The sequence below is a fragment of the Pantoea sp. X-Soil-TKNS-1279 genome (assembly GCF_059730565.1).
Genome location: NZ_AP035948.1, coordinates 3,859,653 through 3,882,124 on the forward strand (window position 1 = coordinate 3,859,653; position 22,472 = coordinate 3,882,124).

General features: G+C 55.0%; 19 protein-coding genes. 3 read left to right on the forward strand and 16 right to left on the reverse strand.

All coding sequences use genetic code 11. The features are described from left to right. Positions 1–22: 22 nt before the first annotated feature. Complete coding sequence (yjfP, locus tag AC6I8N_RS17990; RefSeq protein WP_497829639.1) at positions 23–772, reverse strand: esterase; 750 nt, start codon at positions 770–772, stop codon at positions 23–25. A gap of 161 nt (positions 773–933) precedes the next feature. On the opposite strand from yjfP, the gene AC6I8N_RS17995 reads away from it, so the two are divergent. Then, positions 934–2,865, forward strand: coding sequence for a methyl-accepting chemotaxis protein (locus tag AC6I8N_RS17995; protein WP_497829640.1), 1,932 nt, complete (start codon positions 934–936; stop codon positions 2,863–2,865). A 55-nt stretch (positions 2,866–2,920) separates the two neighbouring features. Then, a complete protein-coding gene (gene bsmA, locus AC6I8N_RS18000) occupies positions 2,921–3,247 on the forward strand; it encodes a biofilm peroxide resistance protein BsmA (protein WP_021183566.1) in 327 nt (108 codons plus the stop codon). Here the strand turns inward: bsmA and AC6I8N_RS18005 are convergent. The 15 genes from AC6I8N_RS18005 to nnr all read right to left on the reverse strand — a co-directional run bounded on the left by AC6I8N_RS18005 (position 3,221) and on the right by nnr (position 21,170). Further along, complete coding sequence (locus tag AC6I8N_RS18005; protein WP_497829641.1) at positions 3,221–4,849, reverse strand: isovaleryl-CoA dehydrogenase; 1,629 nt, start codon at positions 4,847–4,849, stop codon at positions 3,221–3,223. The genes bsmA and AC6I8N_RS18005 overlap by 27 nt on opposite strands. A gap of 85 nt (positions 4,850–4,934) precedes the next feature. Beyond that, on the reverse strand, positions 4,935–5,669 hold the full coding sequence (rlmB, locus tag AC6I8N_RS18010) for a 23S rRNA (guanosine(2251)-2'-O)-methyltransferase RlmB (RefSeq protein ID WP_208724261.1): 735 nt from the start codon (positions 5,667–5,669) through the stop codon (positions 4,935–4,937). 110 nt (positions 5,670–5,779) lie between these two features. Beyond that, positions 5,780–8,218, reverse strand: a complete 2,439-nt coding sequence (gene rnr, locus AC6I8N_RS18015; RefSeq protein WP_497829642.1) for a ribonuclease R — start codon at positions 8,216–8,218, stop codon at positions 5,780–5,782. 16 nt (positions 8,219–8,234) lie between these two features. Beyond that, positions 8,235–8,678, reverse strand: coding sequence for a nitric oxide-sensing transcriptional repressor NsrR (nsrR, locus tag AC6I8N_RS18020; RefSeq protein WP_497829643.1), 444 nt, complete (start codon positions 8,676–8,678; stop codon positions 8,235–8,237). Between the two features lie 191 nt (positions 8,679–8,869). Continuing rightward, positions 8,870–10,168, reverse strand: a complete 1,299-nt coding sequence (locus AC6I8N_RS18025; RefSeq protein WP_208724262.1) for an adenylosuccinate synthase — start codon at positions 10,166–10,168, stop codon at positions 8,870–8,872. A 169-nt stretch (positions 10,169–10,337) separates the two neighbouring features. Continuing rightward, positions 10,338–10,535, reverse strand: a complete 198-nt coding sequence (locus AC6I8N_RS18030; protein ID WP_013510694.1) for a DUF2065 domain-containing protein — start codon at positions 10,533–10,535, stop codon at positions 10,338–10,340. A gap of 58 nt (positions 10,536–10,593) precedes the next feature. Then, entirely contained in the window at positions 10,594–11,598 is a 1,005-nt protein-coding gene (hflC, locus tag AC6I8N_RS18035) for a protease modulator HflC (protein ID WP_021183573.1), read from the reverse strand. A 3-nt stretch (positions 11,599–11,601) separates the two neighbouring features. Then, positions 11,602–12,843: an FtsH protease activity modulator HflK gene (gene hflK, locus AC6I8N_RS18040; RefSeq protein ID WP_497829644.1), complete on the reverse strand. Its 1,242-nt coding sequence runs from the start codon at positions 12,841–12,843 to the stop codon at positions 11,602–11,604. Between the two features lie 80 nt (positions 12,844–12,923). After that, positions 12,924–14,204: a ribosome rescue GTPase HflX gene (gene hflX, locus AC6I8N_RS18045; protein WP_021183575.1), complete on the reverse strand. Its 1,281-nt coding sequence runs from the start codon at positions 14,202–14,204 to the stop codon at positions 12,924–12,926. 80 nt (positions 14,205–14,284) lie between these two features. Further along, a complete protein-coding gene (hfq, locus tag AC6I8N_RS18050) occupies positions 14,285–14,596 on the reverse strand; it encodes an RNA chaperone Hfq (protein WP_021183576.1) in 312 nt (103 codons plus the stop codon). 102 nt (positions 14,597–14,698) lie between these two features. Continuing rightward, positions 14,699–15,649: a tRNA (adenosine(37)-N6)-dimethylallyltransferase MiaA gene (gene miaA, locus AC6I8N_RS18055; protein WP_208724263.1), complete on the reverse strand. Its 951-nt coding sequence runs from the start codon at positions 15,647–15,649 to the stop codon at positions 14,699–14,701. Further along, positions 15,642–17,483, reverse strand: a complete 1,842-nt coding sequence (mutL, locus tag AC6I8N_RS18060; protein WP_497829645.1) for a DNA mismatch repair endonuclease MutL — start codon at positions 17,481–17,483, stop codon at positions 15,642–15,644. Before mutL ends, miaA begins: the two co-directional genes overlap by 8 nt. 43 nt (positions 17,484–17,526) lie before the next feature. Further along, complete coding sequence (gene amiB / locus AC6I8N_RS18065) at positions 17,527–19,176, reverse strand: N-acetylmuramoyl-L-alanine amidase AmiB (RefSeq protein WP_497829646.1); 1,650 nt, start codon at positions 19,174–19,176, stop codon at positions 17,527–17,529. Beyond that, a complete protein-coding gene (tsaE, locus tag AC6I8N_RS18070; protein WP_021183578.1) occupies positions 19,173–19,649 on the reverse strand; it encodes a tRNA (adenosine(37)-N6)-threonylcarbamoyltransferase complex ATPase subunit type 1 TsaE in 477 nt (158 codons plus the stop codon). Before tsaE ends, amiB begins: the two co-directional genes overlap by 4 nt. A gap of 3 nt (positions 19,650–19,652) precedes the next feature. Then, the gene (nnr, locus tag AC6I8N_RS18075; protein ID WP_497829647.1) at positions 19,653–21,170 is read right to left on the reverse strand and encodes a bifunctional ADP-dependent NAD(P)H-hydrate dehydratase/NAD(P)H-hydrate epimerase; all 1,518 of its coding nucleotides are present in this window, start codon (positions 21,168–21,170) and stop codon (positions 19,653–19,655) included. On the opposite strand from nnr, the gene queG reads away from it, so the two are divergent. Continuing rightward, a complete protein-coding gene (queG, locus tag AC6I8N_RS18080; protein ID WP_497829648.1) occupies positions 21,169–22,308 on the forward strand; it encodes a tRNA epoxyqueuosine(34) reductase QueG in 1,140 nt (379 codons plus the stop codon). The genes nnr and queG overlap by 2 nt on opposite strands. The last annotated feature ends 164 nt before the right edge of the window (positions 22,309–22,472 follow it).

Below are 22,472 nucleotides of genomic sequence, written 5' to 3' on the forward strand. Positions count from 1 at the left end.
GGATTGCCAGCCCGAATTCATTTCACAGATGATGTTTGAAAAAACTCACCAGCGCGCACAACGCTGAAGGGGTGATTTTGTGCCCAATCTGCTTCTCCGACAGAGAGGTTAACTTGCCGTCGAGTTGCGCTTCACGTAATGCCTTCTCCAGCCGCACCGTTTCGGCAAACGGCACCACTTCATCAGCTTCGCCATGCCATAACAACAGAGGTCGGTTCGCCAGTTTTTCGAGGTGCTGGCCAGGATCATAAGGGGCCAGCGGTGCCAGACGTGCGGCAAAAGTTTCTTTTTGCTCCGGCGTGCGCGCCACCAGCGGTGGAAACAGCGTATGGCTCAGTTGCATAAAGTAACCCGACCCCATCATACAGGCGACGCTGTGGATCTGCGGATAACGTGCCATTGCCCCCAGCGCCGTCATCCCGCCCATTGACGCCCCTGCCACAGCAAAGCGTTCTTCCGCAATCCAGTCTTTTTCCCGCAGTGCCGCTTCCAATAGCGGCACTTCGTCGATGTTTTGTCTGAGAATCTCCCAGAAATGTGTCATGCGGGTTTCGGTATCGCCGTTATAACGCGCACCATGCATATCCGCATCCGGCATCACCACACGAAACCCCGCCTGTGCCAGGGCAACCGCAAAGTAGCTGTACACCTCTTTCGACGAGGTGAAGCCATGATAAAACAGCACGGTCGGTAAACGCGCCTGGCGCTGTCCCGCGGGTGCCGCATGGATACACTGGATTCCTGCCAGCGTTTCCGTTGCCAGTTCAATCATGTCGCCTCCGTTGAGAATGATTATCACCTGCTCAAGTGTAAACCCTGCACTTCAAAACGCGAGTCACTTCACATTTTTGTGCGAGTAATTTCCACCCTAAACCTTTTGCCCAATTTGCCGTTGATCTTGTATCCCTTCATCCACATCAACATAGGTACTTTATGAAGCGTCTCTCTCTCAGCACAATGGGTCTCGGCATCAAGCTGTCTGTACTGACGTCTTTAAGCGTAGCCGTGGTACTGCTGACCCTCACCCTGACCCTGAGCCACAACGCAGCTCGCCAGCTGGAGCAACTGGCGACTGACGATATGCAAAATCAGGTGCAGGGCATCAGCGAGATGGCCACCATGTTTAATACCACCCTCTCTGCCGAGGTGGCGAATTACACCCGATTGTTTCAGAGTTTTCTGCCGAAGCGCTTTAGTCGCGATGAAAGCGCCCGCATCCAGGTGGGTGACATCAGCACGCCGACCCTGCGTGCCGGGCTGAAAACCCTCAACCTTGACCAGATTGCGGTGGATGATTTCCTCGATCGTACCGGTGCCGTGTCGACTGTTTTCGTGCGTGACGGTGATGATTATGTCCGTATCGCAACGTCGCTGAAGAAGGAAGACGGCAACCGTGCGATCGGTACCCGACTGGACCGCAGCAGCGCCGCCTGGCGTAACGTCAATCAGGGCAACGTTTATCGTGGCCTGGCTACCTTGTTTGGTCACCGTTACATCACGCAATATCAGCCCGTCACCGATGACAGCGGTGCGGTGATCGGCATCCTGTTCGTCGGGGTACAAATCGATAAACAGTATGCGCTGATGCGCGAAAAAGTGCTGGCCCGCCATCTCGGCGACAGCGGGCGCTTCTTTGTGCTGAACGGTGCAGCTGGTGCCACTCAGGGACAATATCTGTTTGATAGCCAGCGCGAAGGCAAATTGCCGCTGTGGAGTGCGGCGACACAGCAACAATTGCTGAGCGAGCCAAAAGGTCTGGTCGCCATTCCGCTGGACGGTGAAACCAAACTTCTGGCCTGGCAGCAGTTGCCGGGCTGGAACTGGATTATTGCCGGGGAAGTCAGCCAGGCCAGCCTGCTGGCTCCGATTACCCAAAGCCGTAACCTGTTTATCGCTATAGGTCTGGCGTTGGTGATTGCCTTTGCCATCGGCTTTATGTGGTACAGCCGCCGGGCCATCACCCGCCCGCTTCATCAGGTGATCCATTTAGCCGAGGAGTATGCGGCAGGGAATCTCCAGGCGCATCTCGACTCGACTCGCCATGATGAAATTGGCCAGTTAGTGGCGGCGATTAACGGCATTGGTGATGGCCTGGAGCAGATCGTCGGTCAGGTGCGCCAGACTGCACAGCAGATCAGCCAGGGCACCGACAATATTGCCGTCAGCAGCCAGAACATCAGCGAACAGATTGGTCGCCAGGCCAGCAGCGTGGAACAAACCTCCGCCAGCATGGAACAGTTTGGCGCAACCGTAGCGCAAACTGCGGCCAACGTGCGCCAGGCGCTGGTATTGGTGGGTGAGACTGACCAGACCGTGTCCCAGGGTGGCAAAACCGTATCACGTTCGGTCAGTACCATGACCGAAATACGCGTCGCCTCGCAAAGCATCGCTGATATCACCCATGTGATTGAATCTATCGCGTTCCAGACCAATATCCTGGCACTGAATGCGGCGGTAGAAGCGGCACGAGCCGGTGAGCATGGTAAAGGCTTTGCCGTGGTGGCGGCGGAAGTTCGCGCACTGGCGCAGCGCAGCGCCCAGGCAGCCAAAGAGATTGACGGACTGATCACCAGCTCCATCAGTAAGGTAACGGAAGGTCATGCCCTGTCTGAGCAGACGCGTGATGCCATGCAACACATTGTGGAACATATCACGCAGGTAAAAGCCCTGATGGGTGAGATCAATGTTGCCGCACAGGAACAGGCCGCAGGCATTGGTCAGGTGAATCTGGCGATGAACCACATCAGCCAGGCTACCCATCAGAACAGCGATCTGGTGACTGAATCTGAGGCCACCGCCCAAAGCCTGAGTCAGCAGGGCCATCATCTGACCCAGCTGGTGAGTATTTTTCATCTCAAGTCATAATGCGGCAGGGGAAGATGGCATACACTTGAGCCATCTTCCCTGAACCGGAGCTACCATGCGCGTTTCGTTATTTCTGGCCTTCAGCCTGCTGTTGAGCGGCTGCTCGGCACTGACGCCAACTCCCAAAGCGCCACCGCCACCCACCACACATGCTCAGGAAATTAATCGAGCGCAGAGCTACGGCCTGCCCAAACTCGGTACCATCAGCGCTCAGGTGCGCGGCTCGCCGGATGATGCCCAGCGCGCTATCGCCGCCAGAGCGAATCAGTTGGGTGCGACGTATTATCAGGTTTTGATGCTGGATGAGACGGTTTTGCCCGGTTTCTGGTACGCCACCGCCATCCTTTATGGCCCCTCAACCGGAACAGGCTCGCAGCAGTAACCGCGAGTTAAGATCGTGGCTTAATGGCCGCTGCCCGCGCGTATCGAGAAACTGCTGACACCAGCCATCGGCCAGTGGCGGTTCAGCCACTTTGAGCAGGATGGCCGCCGTGGCCAGTTGCAACAGTTCCGTCGTGACCGCGCGCGCTTGCCCCTCCTGCACATTGCCGAGACGCAAACGCAGTTGCCGCCAGCGACGGTCGAAATGACGGTTGCAGCCTTTGACTGTCTCCAGTTCATCACTGATCATCGCCAGCATATCGGATTGCCGGTTCAGAACCCGTAGCACATCCAGGCACATCACATTGCCGGAGCCTTCCCAGATGCTGTTGACCGGCATCTCACGATACAGGCGTGGCAGTTCGCTTTCTTCGCAATAACCAATGCCGCCGAGCACCTCCATAGCTTCGGCCACAAAGGGTATCCCGGCCTGGCAAATAACATACTTGGCTGCGGGGGTGAACAGCCGCGCATAGAGGCGCTCATGCTCGCTGACCGGGGTTGACCAGGCACGAGCCAGACGCAGCAGCAGGGCTGTTTGTCCCTCTAGCTGGAGCGCCTGCTGTGCCAGCACCGTGCGCATCAGGGGCTGATCGCTGAGATTTTTGCCCATCACCTGGCGTTGTTGCGCATGATGCAGGGCGATGGAGAAGGCGCGACGCATCAGCCCGTGACTGCCAAGCGCGCAATCGAAACGCGTCATTCCTCCCATCTTCAGAATCAGACGGATGCCTTCGCCCTCTTCGCCCATTAACCAGCCGATGGCGTCCTGGAATTCCACTTCGCAGCTGGCATTGGAACGGTTGCCGAGTTTGTCTTTCAAACGTTCAAGCCGAATGGCGTTACGCTCGCCATCCGGTAACAGGCGCGGCAGGAAAAAGCAGCTCAGGCCACCCGCGGTCTGTGCCAGGATCAGGTGCGCATCGCTTTGCGGCACCGAGAAAAACCATTTATGCCCGACGATACGATAAACCTCACCTGGCCCACGCCCTCCCAGCGGCTCCGCGCGTGTGCTGTTGCTGAGCACATCAGTGCCGCCCTGCTTCTCGGTCATCCCCATGCCAATCAGCAAACCGCGCTTTTTATTACCGGGTTGATGATGCGCATCATAACGGTCGCTCAGTAACGCATCGCGCCAGTCGGCGTAGGGCTCAGGTAGATGGTTTTGCAGCAGCGGGATGGCGGCATGGGTCATGGTCACCGGACAAAGAGAGCCCGCTTCTACCTGCGCGTGCAAAATAAAACGCGCGGCGCGCGCGACCATCGCATTGGGTTGTACATCGGGTTGCCAGCTCAGATTATGCAGGCGGCTGGCGCATAATCCCTGCATCAACAGATGCCAGGCAGGATGAAAACGCACCTCATCCAGTCGTTCGCCGCGCGCGTCATAGCGCACCAATTCCGGTGGCTGGGCATTGGCCAGTCGCCCCAGTTCCAGTGATTCGGCACTGCCGAGTTGCAGGCCCACAGAGGCCAGCCACTCTCGATCCCAGCTGGCACCTTCACGCGCGACAGCTTCGCATAACGGCAGATCGCGGGTGAACAGGTTGCTGTTGCTCAGTGGCTGAGGTTGATTGAAAACGTTGTGAGTGGTCCAGGTCATAACGGCTCCTCGCGCTTACCCGTCACACTAAGTATGAGGACGACGCGCAGTTATGCCTGGCACAGAAACTAATTTGCGGCGGGGATCACGCCTGACGTTGGCGTACGGCCTCAAACAGGCAAATGCCGGTGGCTACCGAGACGTTGAGTGAGGAGACGCTGCCCGCCATCGGAATGCTGATCAGTTCATCGCAATGTTCACGGGTCAGACGGCGCATGCCCTCACCTTCCGCCCCCATCACCAGCGCCAGGGACGCCGGCAGCTTGCTCTGATACAACGTATGATCGGCTTCACCGGCGGTACCGACGATCCAGACCTGATATTCCTGGAGCAGACGCATGGTGCGCGCCAGGTTGGTGACACGAATCAACGGGACGTTTTCTGCGGCGCCACAAGCCACTTTCTTCGCCGTCGCATTCAGTTGCGCCGAGCGATCTTTTGGCACGATCACCGCGTGCACACCAGCCGCATCGGCACTGCGCAGGCAGGCACCGAGGTTATGCGGATCGGTAACACCATCAAGGATCAACAGGAACGGATTCTCGATGGATTCCAGCAGATCCGGGAGATCCCCTTCCTGATAATTTTTACCCGGCTTCACGCGCGCCACGATACCCTGATGTACCCCGCCTTCTGCCTGACTATCGAGCCACTGGCGGTTCGCGACTTGCACGGCAATTCCCTGAGCTTCCAATGCAGCGATCAGCGGTTGCAGGCGACGATCGTCACGGCCTTTGAGGATAAAGACTTCCTGAAAACGCTGGGGGTCACGCTCCAGCAACGCCTGCACGGCATGGATACCAAAAATTATTTCACTCATTACTTAGCTCAAGGTTGGATGTCGAACAGTAGCGGCGCAATTCATTGCGCGCTTTGTAAAATCTGCGCGCTAAATCGCACCGCTACGAAATGTGCCGGAACTTTATGGCATCAGGCTTCGCTGGTTTTCTTCTTCGCCGCACGCTTCGCTTTTGTGGCGGCGGCGATTTTACGGGTTTTTTCGGAGACTTTTTTGCTTTTTTTCTCGCTTTTCGATTTGGCCGGTTTTTTCTTGCCACTGCGGAAAGCCTCATCCGGCTCGAAATTCACGCTTTTACCGGCGTCACGGCGACGCTTCGCCGGAGGCTTGCCGCCACGCTTCTCGCGCTCACGGACGGTTTTGCCCTCACCACGCGGCACACGCTTGCTGGAAATCAGCGCGAAGTCGATTTTGCGTTCATCCATATGCACCGCTTCAACCCGTACTTCTACCGCGTCACCGAGACGATAAGTACGTCCGCCGGACTCGCCGATCAGGCGTTGGCCCACCGGATCGAAACGATAGTAATCATTATCCAGCGATGACACATGCACCAGACCATCGATAAACAAATCGTTGAGGCGCACGAAGAAACCAAAACCGGTCACGCTGGAGATCACACCGTTAAAGACGTTACCCACCTGATCCTGCATAAAGTCGCATTTCAGCCAGTCGGCGACGTCACGGGTGGCTTCGTCAGCACGGCGCTCAGTCATCGAGCAGTGCTGACCGAGTTGCAGCATCTGCTGCATGTCGTAGTGATAACCGCCGGTAGCCGTGGTATTGCCCTTCTCTTCACCCTGCTCTTTCGCCAGCAGATACTTGATAGCGCGATGCAGCAGCAGATCCGGGTAGCGGCGAATCGGCGAAGTAAAGTGTGCATACGACGCCAGCGCGAGGCCAAAGTGGCCGCGGTTTTCCGGGTCGTACACCGCTTGTTTCATCGAACGCAGCAGCATGGTTTGCAGCATTTCCGCGTCCGGTCGATCGGCGATTTGCGTCAGCAACTCGGCATAATCGATCGGCTGCGGTTTGCTGCCACCCGGCAGGCTCAGACCCAGTTCGTTGAGCACGGTACGGAAACTGGTGATGCTGTCATCACTGGGACGATCGTGATCGCGGAACAACGCGGGTTCTTCGTTCTTCTCAACAAAGCGCGCTGAAGCGATGTTAGCGAGGATCATGCACTCTTCAATCAGCTTGTGCGCATCGTTACGGACCGTGCGCTCGACACGTTCAATGCGGCGATCGGCGTTGAAGATAAATTTGGCTTCTTCGGTTTCAAACGAGATGCCGCCACGCTGTTCACGCGCCTTTTCCAGCACCTGGTACATCCGATGCAACTCTTCAAGATGCTTCACCAGCGGAGCATATTGCTCACGCAGCTCCGGGTTACCTTGCAGAATGTTCCACACTTTGGTGTAGGTCAGACGTGCGTGTGAATTCATCACCGCTTCATAGTGTTTGTAACCGGTGAGTTTACCGCTGGCGGAGATGGTCATTTCACACACCATACACAGGCGATCGACCTGCGGATTCAGTGAGCACAGACCATTCGACAGCACTTCCGGCAGCATCGGGACAACCTGGGACGGGAAATAGACCGACGTGCCGCGCTGGTGCGCTTCGTTGTCCAGCGCTGTGCCCGGACGCACGTAATAGCTGACATCGGCAATCGCTACCCATAAGCGCCAGCCGCCACCACGTTTTTTCTCGCAGTAGACCGCATCGTCGAAATCGCGTGCATCTTCACCATCAATGGTGACTAACGGCAGTTGGCGCAAATCGACACGGCCTTTCTTCGCCGCTTCTGGTACTTCTTCTTTCAGTTGAGCGATCTGCTTTTCTACCGCTTCCGGCCAAACATGGGGGATTTCATGGGTACGCAGCGCCATATCAACGGCCAGACCGGTTCCCATGTTGTCACCGAGCACTTCGGTGACTTTACCCAATGCTTTGGTACGACGTGTTGGGCGCTGGGTGATCTCCACCACTACCACGGATCCCATACGCGCATTCAGCGTCTGGTCCTGCGGGATCAGGATATCAAAGCTCAGGCGGCTGTCGTCCGGCACCACAAACCCCGTGCCGGCATCGGTAAAGTAACGACCAACAATCTGGCTGTTGCGCGGTTCCAGTACCCGCACCACGCGTGCCTCGCGGCGGCCTTTACGATCCGCACCGCCAGGTTGTGCCAGAATCACGTCGCCGTGCAGACACAATTTCAACTGCTCTGCGGAGAGATAGAAATCATCTTTCTGTCCTTCCACACGCAGGAAACCATAGCCATCACGGTGGCCAATGACTTTACCGCGTAGCAGATCGAGACGTTCTGGCAGGGCGTAACATTGACGACGGGTAAATACCAGTTGACCATCGCGTTCCATCGCACGCAGACGACGACGCAACGCTTCCAGCTGCTCCTCGCTGGTGATGTTAAGTTCCTGCGCGATGTCCTCGCGGTTGGCAGGTTTTTCACGCTTTTCTAGTAGCGCGAGGATAAATTCCCGACTTGGAATCGGGTTTTCATATTTTTCAGCTTCTCTGTCCTGAAAAGGGTCTTTTGACATTACGGTTCCTCCGATGTCATTTTTGATGGATTGCCACCGGCGGTTCGGACAATAAAATTTGGTACAAAGGGTCGTTACCTTTGACGAGATCGGCCAGGGTGTAGTTATCCAGTTCTTTCAGAAATAACAGGACCGCATCGTTCAAGGCTTTACGCAAGCGACAGGCTGGCGTAATCGAACATTCACTACAATTAACCAATTGTAATGGCTCCATTTTTCTTACAACGTCGCCAATGACAATTTTTTCCGGGTCCATGCCTAAACGAATTCCGCCGTTTTTACCGCGCGTTGCGGCCACAAACCCGGCCCGACTGAGTTGGTTGATGATTTTGACCATGTGATTACGCGACACCCCGTAGGTATCGGTCACTTCGGTAATGTTGGTCTGTCTGCCTTCCGGCAACGTCGCCATGTAAATCAGAGCGCGCAGACCATAATCAGTAAAACTTGTAAGCTGCACATTTACCTCAGTAAATCATCAGATGTTATTGTTATGCGCCAGCGGGCGTGGTGTTTAATTATGATGATAAACCAGTGTGTGAAGGCCGGTGCGTTTTTTTCAGGCAACTATCGATATTTGCAAGAAAAAATGGTGTGAGCGGAGTCAAAGAGCAGATAAGCAGAGGCCGGACAGAGTCCGGCCTGAGGGGATTATGCGTCGAATGGATGGCGCAAAATCATCGTTTCTTCACGGTCAGGGCCAGTAGAAATAATATCTATCGGCACACCGGTTACCTCTTCCACACGTTTAATGTAATCACGCGCGGCTTGCGGCAGACCTTCCAGCGTTTTCACGCCAAAGGTGTTTTCACTCCAGCCCGGCATTGATTCGTAAATCGGCTCAATACCTTCCCAGCCTTCAGCAGCCAGCGGCGTAGTGGTGACTTCGCGACCATCTGGCATGCGATAAGCCACACAAATTTTCACTTCTTTCAGGCCATCCAGCACGTCCAGTTTGGTCATGCAGAAACCTGACAATGAGTTGATCTGTACAGCACGACGTACAGCAACCGCATCGAGCCAGCCGGTACGACGACGGCGACCGGTAGTGGCACCGTACTCGTGACCTTTCTGGCACAGGAATTCACCCGTTTCCTCAAACAGCTCAGTCGGGAACGGACCTGCACCCACACGCGTTGAGTAAGCTTTCACGATACCCAGCACATAATCCACATAACGCGGACCAATACCTGAGCCAGTTGCCACGCCACCTGCGGTGGTGTTCGATGAAGTCACGTAGGGATAAGTACCGTGGTCGATGTCCAGCAACGTGCCCTGGGCACCTTCGAACATGATCAGATCGCCACGCTGACGCGCAGTATCCAGCAGTTCAGACACGTCAACCACCATGCTGGTCAGGATGTCGGCAACTGCCATCACATCATTCAGCACTTTGTCGTAATCAACGGCTTCTTCTTTGTAGTAGTGCACCAACTGGAAGTTGTAGTAATCAACCACTTCTTTCAGCTTAGCGGCGAAGGTTTCTTTGTTGAAAAGGTCGCCAACGCGCAGACCACGGCGTGCAACTTTATCTTCATACGCCGGGCCGATACCACGACCGGTAGTACCGATAGCTTTGGCACCGCGCGCAGTTTCACGCGCTTTATCCATTGCAACATGGTATTGCAGAATTAACGGGCAAGCTTCAGACAGCAGCAGACGTTCACGTACCGGTACACCGCGTTCCTCAAGGCCTTTCATCTCTTTCATCAGCGCTTCAGGCGACAGAACAACGCCGTTACCAATGATGCTGGTTACGTTATCACGCAGAATGCCAGATGGAATTAAGTGGAGGACGGTTTTTTCACCGTTGATGACAAGCGTGTGGCCCGCATTGTGACCACCTTGATAGCGCACGACGTATTTCGCGCGCTCTGTGAGAAGGTCTACGATCTTACCTTTACCTTCGTCACCCCATTGGGTGCCCAGTACGACGACGTTCTTACCCATTTTTTCAAAATCACCGATTGCTTAAAAATGGATTCTACCACCTGATTTTCTCACTTTCAGCTCTTTTAGCATACGATTGCGTGGTTTTTTGCCTGAGTTTTGATCGATACAACATCTTGGGGGAAAATTGACTGCGAGACACAATGCCGCTCAGTCAGAACGCGCATTTTTAGCTCGCATGGACGCTAACCATGTAATAAATCACCACACCAGCAACCACCAGTCCACCACCAAACCGATGTAACAAACGATCCGGCATCTGTGCCATTGCCAGAATCATACGCCGCCAGATACGCGGTAAAAACATCGGACCCAGCCCTTCCAGAACCAGCACCAAAGCCAGTGCCATCCAGATGGTTGTGTTCATCATTCTTTCCCCAAAAAAAAGGCCGACATCATTGTCGGCCTTAAATTTATATCAGTTATTAACGCGTGGCGTTAGAGGGGGCCTTCATATAACGGAAGAAATCGCTATCCGGGCTTAAAACCAGAATATCCTGATTATCCGCAAAGCTGTTCTCGTAAGCACGCAGACTGCGGATAAAGGCGTAGAAATCCGGATCCTGACTGAATGCATCAGCAAACAGTTTCGCCGCTTCAGCATCCCCTTCACCGCGGGTGATCAACGCCTGACGCTGCGCTTCAGCCAGCGTACGGGTTACCTGATAATCCGCCTGAGCACGCAATTTTTCCGCCTCTTCCTGGCCTTGTGAACGCTGACTACGCGCAACCGCTTCACGCTCAGCGCGCATACGGTTGTAAATAGCATCAGACACTTCTGTCGGAAGGTTGATCTGCTTAATGCGTACGTCGACCACCTCAATACCCAGCGCCGCCATACTGTTCGGGTTCGGTGCCGGTTCATTGCTGTTGGTTTCACGCTCCACGCGTGCTGCCGCGTTGGCTATCGCGTCGTCGGCCGCTGGCGTCTGAACTTCGTCATCGTTGCCCGCGCTACCGGTGTTCAGCGCATCGCGAACATCAGTGGTCAAACGACCACGGGAGTCAGTCACGATGTCTTTCACGTCCAGACGTCCCATTTCAGAACGCAGACGGTCGCTGAATTTACGTTTCAGCAGCACTTCCGCCTGCGAAACGTCACCACCACCCGTTGCCAGGTAGTAACGGCTGAAATCGCTGATACGCCATTTGATGTAGGAATCAACAATCAGATCTTTTTTCTCTTTGGTGACAAAACGATCTGCCTGGTTGTCCATCGTCTGAATACGTGCGTCCAGCGATTTCACGGTTTCAATAAACGGGATCTTGAAATGCAGACCCGGCGCGTACACCAGCGGTTTGTTTTCGCTGTCACGCAGAACCTTGCCGAAACGCAACACGATACCGCGCTGGCCTTCCTGTACCACGAACAGTGACGCGTAAAGCACCACCAGCACTACGATAATTACGGCGATAATTGGCTTACGCATCGATTATTCCCTCCCCATACGCTGGGTATCGTTACGCAGCGCATTAGCGCGACGCTGATCCATGATGCTGCTCGGACTGTACGATGAAGTGTCGCTATTGCTGGCGCTGCTATCTGAAACCGGCGGCAGCTTCATCAAATCGGTATTTTTCTGGCCAGGCTGGCCTGGGGCTGCCTGAGCGCCACGCATCAGCTGATCCAGCGGCAGGACCATCAGGTTGTTGCCTCGATCGTTAACCAGCACTTTGCGGGTATGGCTGAGCACGCGTTCCATGCTTTCGATGTAGAGACGCTCTCGGGTGATTTGCGGAGCGGCTTTATATTCCGGCAACATGCGAGCAAAACGCGCCACTTCACCCTGCGCTTCCAGCACGGTACTCTCTTTGTAAGCGCGCGCCTCTTCAAGGATACGCTGTGCCTGACCATTCGCGCGCGGCTGTACTTCGTTAGCATAAGCTTCTGCTTCACGTACGTACTGCTCGCGGTTTTCACGCGCGGCAATCGCATCATCAAATGAAGCTTTCACCTCTTCCGGTGGACGTGCCGCCTGGAAGTTCACATCGAGCAGCGTGATACCCATGTTGTATGGACGGATGGTTTCGTCTATTTCACGCTGGGTATCGCTACGCACCACGGTACGGCCTTCCGTCAGGATACGATCCATAGTGGAACGACCAATCACGCCACGCAGCGCGCTGTCAGTTGCCTGGCGCAGGCTATCGTCAGCACTGGTCACGGCAAACAGATAACGCTCCGGATCGGTCACGCGATACTGCACGTTCATTTCCACGCGCACCACGTTTTCATCCGACGTCAGCATCACGCCAGAAGCGGCGAGTTCACGCACCGCCTCCACGTTGACGGCTTGGACATGGTCGATAAAAGTAGGTTTCCAGTTGAGACCAGGCTCAACCAGATGGCTGAATTTACCGAAACGGGTGACGACGCCGCGCTCCGCTTCTTTAATAGTGTAGAACCCGCTGGCCGCCCAGATGATCACTGCCGCAGCGGCAACGATGCCAACCAATTTGCCACCGCTACCACCGCTGCGCTGGCCGTTGTTGTCACTCTGTTTGCCACCGCCCAGTCCACCGAGTTTTTTACTCAGTTTACGGAAGATATCATCCAGATCAGGTGGTCCCTGATCGCGACCTCCTTTGTTTCCCCCAGAGTTGCCGCCTTGATTATTGCTGCTTCCCCACGGGTCGCGGTCCTGTCCGTTATTACCGGGCTGATTCCACGCCATGTCTCTACTCCATTTATTGTATTTACGTTTTACCTTACAGCCGATGTACAGGCTGTTCCGGTAAATGAGTTGGGCAACGGTCAAACAATATAACTGGCTAGCGACGGCTCTTGTTTACATAAACGACGCCAGTCCACAATCGGCATTCGTACGTGTAAACCTACACTGCCATCATCTTCATTCCACTCTTTCTCAATCGCCTGTAACTGGTAAAAACGACTGCGCAGACGTCCGGCTTCCGGTGGTAAACGCAGATCATACTGCGCAATTTCACCCGCCAGACGTTCTGATAGTGCCTGCCATAATAATGGCAGACCGACACCGGTCTGCGCGGAAAGCCAGACGCGAATCGGTTTATTCTCTTCATCACGGTCGATACGCGGTTCGAAACCATCCAGCATATCGATTTTGTTCATGATCAGCAGGGAAGGAATTTCGTCGGCCTCAATCTCTGCCAACACTTCATTAACTGCCTCGATGTTGTCATTGACGCGTAAATCAGCCGCATCAATCACATGCATCAGTAAGGTGGCCTGACGCGTTTCCTGCAATGTTGCCTTAAACGCCGCCACCAAATCGTGAGGCAGGTGACGAATAAAACCTACCGTATCTGCAAGCACCACTTCCCCCACATCCGCCACATTCAGACGGCGTAAGGTCGGGTCCAGCGTCGCAAACAGCTGATCCGCAGCATAAACATCCGCTGACGTGATAGCGTTGAACAGGGTGGATTTACCGGCGTTGGTGTATCCCACCAACGAAACGGTTGGCACATCGGCTTTAGCGCGCGCCTGTCGTCCCTGTTCACGCTGTTTTTCCACGCGCTCAAGACGGGAAAGGATCAGACTGATACGGTTGCGCAGCAAACGACGGTCCGTTTCCAGCTGGGTTTCACCCGGACCACGCAAACCGATACCGCCTTTCTGGCGCTCAAGGTGCGTCCAGCCACGAACCAGACGCGTTGCCAGATGGCGTAGCTGTGCCAGCTCGACCTGCAATTTACCCTCATGGGTACGGGCGCGCTGAGCAAAAATATCGAGAATTAAGCCGGTGCGATCGACAACGCGACATTCGCACAGCCGCTCAAGATTTCGTTCCTGAGCAGGGGATAAGGCATGATCGAATAAAACGACCGATGCTCCACTCGCTTTCACCGCATCGGCAATTTCAACTGCCTTTCCTTCACCGACAAAATATTTGGGATGTGGCGCTTTACGGCTGCCAGTAATAACCTGCAGCGCTTCGACGCCCGCAGAAGAGACAAGAGTTTCAAACTCCTGCAAATCTTCCAGCTCTTTGTCTTGGGAGAACCAGATGTGTACCAGTACGGCCTGCTCACCGGCATCATAACGGTCAAACAAGCTATAACCTCGCTAAAATAAATAACCAGGACGGGAAAACGTTCGCGCTCTCCAGCCCTGGCTTCACGGCAACACAAAAATTATTCTGCGTTATCGCCGTCTTGTTGTGGCTGCGACTGAGCGGCCTGGTTGCTTCCGCCGTGGTGGTAGTTACTGCTTCCGCCGCCCGCATTGTTGCTATGGTGCGATACCGGACGAGAAGGAACCACTGTAGAGATGGCGTGCTTATACACCATCTGGCTAACTGTGTTTTTCAACAAAATAACGAACTGATCGAAGGATTCAATCTGCCCTTGCAGCTTAATACCATTCACCAAATAGATCGAAACCGGTACACGTTCACGACGCAGTGCGTTCAAAAACGGGTCTTGTAATGATTGCCCCTTAGCCATTCTATCTTTTCCTTATATGCTTGTTGTTTGTTACTTTTTGAACCGTGGTTCAGAAAAACTGCGTAAAAAATTTGCGCACGATAACGGATCAATTGTACACAATCATCCCTGCTTCGCACTAACAACCTGAAGCACCGCATTACGCGCTAAATCTGGCTCGTCACTGTCTAACCAGTGCACGTCAGGCCAGCCACGTAACCAGGTCATCTGGCGTTTCGCGAGCTGCCGGGTTGCGCAAATTCCCCGATAAACCATTTCGTTGTAATCGATTTCGCCAGTGAGGTAAGACCACATTTGACGATAACCAACACAGCGAATGGAAGGCATATCCGTATGCAAATCACCTCGTGCAAACAGAGCGCGAGCCTCCGCTTCAAACCCTGACGCCAGCATCTGGTTGTAACGCAACGCAATGCGTTGATGTAGCAATTCGCGATTCGCCGGAGCGATTGCGAACTGATACACGTCGTAGGGTAACGCTTCACCGGATGTTTTTGTCAGTTCCGTTAAAGTTTTACCCGAAATAAAAAAAACTTCCAGTGCTCGCGAAAGTCTCTGCGGATCATTCGGATGAATACGACCACCGGCGACCGGATCGATTTCACACAGCTGACGGTGCAAGGCATCCCAACCTTTCTCCGCCGCCATTTGCTCTATCCGCTGACGCACGTCCGGATCGGCCGAGGGCAGCGGCGACAATCCTTCAAGCAACGCCTTGAAGTAGAGCATGGTTCCACCAACAAGCAACGGAATCTTACCCCTTTGGGTGATTTCCGCCATTTCTGCCAACGCATCACGACGAAACTCGGCAGCGGAATACGCCTCCGCCGGGTCGCGAATGTCCAGCAAGCGATGGGGGGCCTGCGCTAACTCCTCTTCGGACGGCTTCGCCGTGCCAATATCCATCCCGCGATAGATTAAGGCAGAGTCAACGCTAATAAGTTCCACCGGAAGATGCTGACGCAACGAAATTGCCAGCGCCGTCTTACCGGAGGCAGTCGGGCCCATCAAAAAAATTGCCTTAGGCCGGCTAGCCTGGTTCAGTTCACTCATGCTTCAACGCGTTAATCGCGCTCTCAATCTCAACGGCCTGTAACAGGCCAGAAGGCGGCGACTTTAACAGTTGCGGGCATAGCCGTTCCAGCTCCGCCAGCAACGTAATCGCCTGCGAGTGATTCCAGTGCGGGGCTTCTGCATTGTCACGACGGGCCAGCCACTGGGCCAGTGCGAACGCAGAAACCTCTTGCTGCCGGGCGAGATAGCCTAACAGTTCTGGAATCAAGATTTGTAAATTTTGTGTGCGTAACGGTAAAGGCACCGCGCGGAGCGTCACATGCTGCCCTTCCCGTTGTAAATCAATGCCCATCGTCGTTAACAATGCCGCTTGTCGGCCAATTACCGCCATCTCCTCTGCCGCGACTTTCAGCCTGACAGGGATCAGTAACGGCTGTGGTTTCAGCCCTTCCTCTCCAGGTTGCAACTGGGCCTGTTTTAGCCAACGTGCGGCCACCGGTAAAGAGAGTAATTGCAGCGTATCGCCACGCTCCAGCAAGGCATAACATTGACGAACCACGCTCAGTACCCGCCCAAAGCTTTGCACATGAGCCGCAAGCGGTGTTTCGCTTGCGGGTTTAGGCACGGGGGCCGGGACGGATGGCGCTTTTGCCGGCGTCGGCACGCTGACCGGCGTTTGTATCAGTTTCTGATAGGCCGCCCCTTCACGCGTGTTATAGCCTGGCTCTTGCGACTGCCAGCCACCACCCGCCGCGCCTGAGCGACGTGGCGTTGCCGCTGGCTGGGAAAAATGATTTCCGCCTGCCGCCTGCCGGTTCTCCGGCTGCCACTGTGGCGCAGGTTCTTCTGCGTGTGCAATCGGCAATTCAGCAGCACGGCTGGCCTGCAAGGCGCTCATCACCCCTTGCCAGATAAAATCATGGACCAGACGTGACTGGTGAAAACGGACTTCGTGCTTGGCCGGATGAACGTTAACATCCACCTGGTGCGGATCAATTTCCAGATAAAGCACGTAAGCCGGTTGCTGCTCATCACCTAACTGGGTTTGATAGGCCTGGCGAATGGCGTGATTGATCAGTTTATCGCGCATCATACGGCCATTGACGTAGCAATATTGCAGGTCCGTCACCTGACGTGAACCGGCCGGATCAGCCACCCAGCCGCGCAGCGCCAAATCATCATGCTGCCAGTCAATCCTCAGCGCATGCTGCATAAAGGTGGTGCCGCAAATCGCCCCAAGTCGACGCTCACGCTGTGCATCCTGAGTCACGCCACGATACTGGCGCATCAACTTACCGTTATGGCTGAGCGAGATCGCCACATCGAAACGCGCCAGCGCAATGCGACGAATCACTTCATCAATGTGGGTAAACTCGGTTTTCTCCGTACGCATGAATTTACGGCGGGCCGGGGTGTTGTAAAACAGGTCGAGGACTTCCAGCGTGGTGCCAACCGGATGTGCCGCCGGTTTAACCGTGACCGCCATATCCCGCCCTTCGGCGTAGGCCTGCCAGGCTTCGGTTTGATCTTCGGTACGTGAAGTGAGCGTCAGGCGGGACACCGAACTGATACTGGCGAGCGCTTCGCCACGGAAGCCCAGGCTGACAATGGCTTCGAGATCGTCCAGCGAGGCAATTTTGCTGGTTGCATGTCGCGCCAGTGCCATCGCCAGTTCATCTTTAGCTATCCCACAACCGTTATCACGAATGCGGATTAACTTTGCGCCGCCCTTTTCGATGTCCACATCGATACGCGTGGCCCCGGCATCGAGGCTGTTTTCCACCAGCTCTTTCACCACCGATGCCGGACGCTCCACCACTTCGCCTGCGGCGATCTGGTTTGCCAGCTGTGGCGGTAAAATCTGTATAGGCATGGTGGTGATCCTTGTAGCTGGCTGGCCCACCAGGGGCCAGCAATCAGGATTGCGGGATTTTCAGAGTTTGCCCCAACATCACGTTAGAGGACTTCATATTATTGGCCTGCATGATGGCATTGGGACTGACGCCATAATGGGCGGCAATTGCGGTTAATGAGTCACCGCGCACTACCTTATGGCGAACCGGACCACGCGAGGTACTTGCGGTGACGGTCGATTTCGCCGGCACCTTCAGGCGTTGCCCAACCCAAACCACATCACGTTTCAGGCTGTTCATCTCGCGCAGCGTTGCCATACTGACACCGTATTTTGCGGCGATACCTGACAAGGTTTCACCACGCGTCACGGTATGGCGTTGTGTCGCACCCGTATATTGCACCGTGCCTGTCGCCGGATTACTGGCGACGCTTACCACTGGCGCGTTATCCAGCGGGCGGTTTTCTTCCCTTGGGACCGATTGCAACGGATGCGCCAGGAAGTAATTACGTAACCCTTTATAAATCGACTGTGCAATCTTCTGCTGATAAGCGCTGCTGCCCAGCAGCCGCTCCTCAGTCAAATTACTGATAAAGCCGGTTTCGACCAATAAAGAGGGGATATCCGGTGAACGTAATACACCGAGGCTGGCATGCTCAGGCAGACGTTTATGCAACGGCGTAATGCCACGCAACTGCTGCAACACCTTCACCGCCACATCATAGCCAACACGCTGCGAATGACCGAATTGCAGGTCCAATACCGCCTGGCTCAGATAGGGATCGGCCTGGGTATTCGCCAGCAGATCGCCTGCGCCGCCCAGCAGTTCTGATTGTTTCTCTTTCTGTTCCAGCCAGTTTGCCATTTCGCTGTTCGCGCGACGGTTGGATAGCACCCACACCGAGGCGCCGGTTGCTGAGTGGCTGGGTGCCGCATCGGCGTGAATGGATACCAGCAGGTTGGCGTTTTCTTTGCGCGCAACGTCAGAGCGGCCCATCACCGAGATAAAGTAGTCACCGGTACGCGTCAGGACCGGTTTAAACATCGGATCCTGATCCATCAATGCTTTCAATTTACGTGCGATGGCGATGGTGACATTTTTCTCATGCAAACCACGCTGCCCGGTCGCACCGGGGTCCTGGCCGCCGTGACCGGCATCAATCGCGACAATCACCGGTTCGTTACGACTCACCGCGCCACCGGGACGGATGGTGGTATTACTGCTGCTGACCGTGGTTACCGGGTTAGCGTTAAACGGATTTCCCTGATTGCTGCTCGTGGTTTCGCGCACCGAGCTGACCGGTGCCGCATTGCGTTTCGCCGTTTGCGTACCGCGAATGGTGAACACCACGCGATACTGATTGCCATCACGCTGAGTCGTTGCGCGGGTACGCGCAGCCTGGGTTAATTCAAATACCAGACGAATGCTCTGCTTATCTTGTGGCTTACTGTTACGGATACGCTTAACGATATTTTCGCCGCTGAACGTCAACGGCAATCCCTGAATATTGCCGCTCTGGCGGATATCCAGCACCACGCGATCGGGATTGTGCAACGGAAAAAAACCGTACACAGGCTGACCGTTAAAGCTCAGGGTGACCGTCGCCTGACTGTCACCATTATCGACTTTGATATCTGCTAATGTGGCGGCCAGCGCCGAGGTGGAGAACAGGCAGAGCAGCGCCAGCAACGCCATTTTCATCCGTGACATCATGCCTGATCCCTGCACTGCTGGAACTGTTGCAGCAGGGTTTCGCCCTGCGCTGAAACCGCCTGGAGTTCTGCTTCACGCGCATTGTCAACGTAACGCAATGTCAGCGCCAGGTCCGGTTCAGGTAAGACACCCGCACCCTGTTGTGGCCATTCAACCAGGCAAATGGCATCGCCGCTGAAATAGTCGCGAATTCCCATAAACTCCAGTTCTTCCGGATCGGCCAAACGATACAGGTCGAAGTGGTATAACGTACGGCTATCCAGCGTATAGGGTTCGACCAGCGTATAAGTCGGGCTTTTAACATTGCCCTGATGGCCCAGCGCCTGCAAAAAACCACGACTGAATGTCGTTTTACCCGCGCCCAAATCGCCATATAAATAAATCACCAGCGCGCTGTTGCATACGCGAGCCAGCTGCGCGCCAAGTTCAAGAGTTGCCGCTTCATCGGGCAAAGAAATAACACAGGTCTTCATTCTTTATTGTTGGATCATCTCTGGATTAACAAACTGCCACAGCAGCTCGAACAAATCAGTGGCCAGCATACCGCGTGTACCGCGCTGGCGGGCAACGGCGTCCGCTGCTGCACCATGCGCCACGCAGCCTGTACAGGCCGCATCAAACAGGGCCAGTTTTTGGCCCATCAGCGCGGCAATAATGCCGCTTAATATATCGCCCATACCGCCAGAGGCCATACCGGCATTGCCAACATCGGCAATGACCAGATTTCCCTGGTCATCAGCGATCACCGTACCCGCCCCTTTCAACACCACGACGCCACCGTAGCGTTTGACCAATGTCTGGGCGGCATGGATGCGGTCGCTCTCAATTTCGCTGGTCTTGACGCCCAGCAGACGCGCCGCTTCGCCGGGATGCGGCGTAATGATGCGATTCTGACGGTAATCCGCATTGATTGCCAGCAGGTTGAGCGCATCCGCATCCCAAAGCATCGGCTTTTCGCAGGCTACAACCGTTTTCAGCGCCTGTTTACCCCAATCGCGCTGGCCTAAGCCAGGGCCAATGGCAATCACATCCGCCCATTCCAACGCCTGCTGTAGCCGTTCTTCGACCAGTGCATCCACCATCAGTTCCGGTCGGGCGGTCAGTATTGGCGCGATATTATCTTCATGCGTCAGCACGCGCACAAGCCCTGCCCCGGCACGCAATGCTGCTTCTGCCGTCATGCGAATCGCACCCGCCGTCCCCCGATCCCCGCCAACCACCAGTAAACGACCATGATCGCCCTTATGCGAGGTGGCTTTGCGCGGCTTCAGCCAACGAGAGAGGTCCTGAGCATCAACACGCTGCATCGGTGCCGGGTTACCCGCAAGAAAGGCCGACAGCCCCAGCTCATCGACATGTAATTGCCCGATATAATCACGCGCTTTGCCGGTGAGTTGTCCGGGTTTCAACACAATCATGCTTAAGGTATGCGCGGCCAGCATAGTCGCCCCCGGTGCCGTGCCGTTGGCTGCCACCAGCCCAGAAGGCATGTCGATTGCCAGCACCGGTGCCACATGGGCATTGGCGAGCGTAATCAGATGGTCATAAGGTGCAGCAGGCGCACGGTTCAGCCCGGTGCCGAGCAAAGCATCAATGATCACCTCAACCTGTTCCGGCCAGCAGGCATCGGCTGCATGAATCACTCCGCCTGCCGCCAGCCATGCTTCACGCGCTTGCTGCGCTTCTTCCGGTAGCGGTTTGCTGCCTTCACACGCCAGCAGCGTGACCGTGATGCCTGCCGCTTGCGCCAGCCGCGCCACCACATATCCATCGCCGCCGTTGTTGCCGTGCCCGCAGAGAACCAACCAGTGACTGGCTTCAGGCCATAAGCGACGTGCCAGTTCATAGCTGGCCTGCCCGGCGCGCTGCATCAGTTCATACAGGGTCAGTCCCAGGCTGTCGGCGGCATCGCGCTCAAGTTTTCCTATCGCCTGCGCAGGCCAGACAGAGTGTGATAAACTGCGCGTGTTAGCGTTCAATTCCTGGTTTCTCATGTCATACCCTCTCGATCTTCAACAGCTTGCTCAACAGATTAAACTCTGGGGGCGCGAACTCGGCTTCCAGCAAGTCGGTATTTGCGATACCGATCTCAGCCTTGAAGAACCCAGGTTGCAGGCGTGGCTGGAGAAACAATACCACGGTGAGATGGAATGGATGGCGCGTCATGGCATGATGCGCGCGCGTCCCCATGAGTTACTACCCGGCACATTGCGGGTGATCAGCGTTCGTATGAATTACCTGCCAGCCAAAGCAGCCTTCGCCAGCACGCTGAAAAATCCACAACTGGGTTATGTCAGCCGCTATGCGCTGGGCCGCGATTATCACAAAATATTACGCAATCGACTGAAAAAGCTCGGGGAAAAGATTCAGGAGCAGTGTGGCGAACTGAATTTCCGCCCATTTGTTGATTCCGCCCCGCTGCTGGAACGTCCACTGGCTGCCAAAGCAGGCCTGGGCTGGACCGGCAAACATTCACTGATTCTCAACCGTGAAGCGGGTTCGTGGTTTTTCCTCGGCGAGTTGCTGATCGACTTGCCATTGCCAGTAGATACCCCGCAGGAAGAACAGTGTGGCCGTTGTGTCGCCTGTATGACTATCTGCCCGACATCAGCGATTGTCGAGCCGTACACCGTGGATGCGCGACGTTGTATCTCTTACCTGACCATTGAACTGGAAGGTGCCATCCCGGAAGAGTTTCGCCCGCTGATCGGCAACCGTATCTATGGTTGCGACGATTGCCAGTTGATTTGTCCGTGGAACCGCTATGGGCAACTCACCGACCAAGACGATTTTTCACCGCGTGCCGTGCTTCATGCACCACCGCTCACCACGCTGTTTATGTGGGATGAAGCAAAATTTTTGCGCGTGACTGAAGGGTCGGCCATTCGCCGTATTGGACATCTGCGTTGGTTGCGTAACGTAGCGGTGGCATTGGGCAATGCGCCCTGGTCAGAAGAAAATATCGCCGTGTTGCAACAGCGTTCAGGAGAGCATCCCTTGCTGGATGAACATATCGATTGGGCGCTGGCTCAACAACGCGAGAAGCGTGCCGCTCTTAAAGTTGAGGTCCAGCCTGCACAGAAATTGCGTCTGGTACGAGCGATTGAAAAAGGTCTGGCGCGTGATGCGTGATTGAACAAATTTGCAGGATAAAATCCTTTTCCACATGCTGTGAATAAAATTATCAGGCCGATTAGCGGGATGCCCCGTTATATCGTCCAGTAAGTTTAACAACAGTCTGAAACATGAAAAAATAGATTAAAATCAATAAATTATAAATTTATCGTAAACATTTA

What these genes read in the sequence shown, in the direction of transcription:
- AC6I8N_RS18005 (WP_497829641.1), bottom strand. Translation starts at nt 4,849, where the DNA reads ATGACCTGGACCACTCACAACGTTTTCAATCAACCTCAGCCACTGAGC.
- bsmA (WP_021183566.1), top strand. Translation starts at nt 2,921, where the DNA reads ATGCGCGTTTCGTTATTTCTGGCCTTCAGCCTGCTGTTGAGCGGCTGC.
- rlmB (WP_208724261.1), bottom strand. Translation starts at nt 5,669, where the DNA reads ATGAGTGAAATAATTTTTGGTATCCATGCCGTGCAGGCGTTGCTGGAG.
- hflK (WP_497829644.1), bottom strand. Translation starts at nt 12,843, where the DNA reads ATGGCGTGGAATCAGCCCGGTAATAACGGACAGGACCGCGACCCGTGG.
- hfq (WP_021183576.1), bottom strand. Translation starts at nt 14,596, where the DNA reads ATGGCTAAGGGGCAATCATTACAAGACCCGTTTTTGAACGCACTGCGT.
- AC6I8N_RS18030 (WP_013510694.1), bottom strand. Translation starts at nt 10,535, where the DNA reads ATGAACACAACCATCTGGATGGCACTGGCTTTGGTGCTGGTTCTGGAA.
- queG (WP_497829648.1), top strand. Translation starts at nt 21,169, where the DNA reads ATGTCATACCCTCTCGATCTTCAACAGCTTGCTCAACAGATTAAACTC.
- mutL (WP_497829645.1), bottom strand. Translation starts at nt 17,483, where the DNA reads ATGCCTATACAGATTTTACCGCCACAGCTGGCAAACCAGATCGCCGCA.
- tsaE (WP_021183578.1), bottom strand. Translation starts at nt 19,649, where the DNA reads ATGAAGACCTGTGTTATTTCTTTGCCCGATGAAGCGGCAACTCTTGAA.
- rnr (WP_497829642.1), bottom strand. Translation starts at nt 8,218, where the DNA reads ATGTCAAAAGACCCTTTTCAGGACAGAGAAGCTGAAAAATATGAAAAC.
- AC6I8N_RS18025 (WP_208724262.1), bottom strand. Translation starts at nt 10,168, where the DNA reads ATGGGTAAGAACGTCGTCGTACTGGGCACCCAATGGGGTGACGAAGGT.
- miaA (WP_208724263.1), bottom strand. Translation starts at nt 15,649, where the DNA reads ATGAGTGAACTGAACCAGGCTAGCCGGCCTAAGGCAATTTTTTTGATG.
- amiB (WP_497829646.1), bottom strand. Translation starts at nt 19,176, where the DNA reads ATGATGTCACGGATGAAAATGGCGTTGCTGGCGCTGCTCTGCCTGTTC.
- hflC (WP_021183573.1), bottom strand. Translation starts at nt 11,598, where the DNA reads ATGCGTAAGCCAATTATCGCCGTAATTATCGTAGTGCTGGTGGTGCTT.
- nnr (WP_497829647.1), bottom strand. Translation starts at nt 21,170, where the DNA reads ATGAGAAACCAGGAATTGAACGCTAACACGCGCAGTTTATCACACTCT.
- yjfP (WP_497829639.1), bottom strand. Translation starts at nt 772, where the DNA reads ATGATTGAACTGGCAACGGAAACGCTGGCAGGAATCCAGTGTATCCAT.
- AC6I8N_RS17995 (WP_497829640.1), top strand. Translation starts at nt 934, where the DNA reads ATGAAGCGTCTCTCTCTCAGCACAATGGGTCTCGGCATCAAGCTGTCT.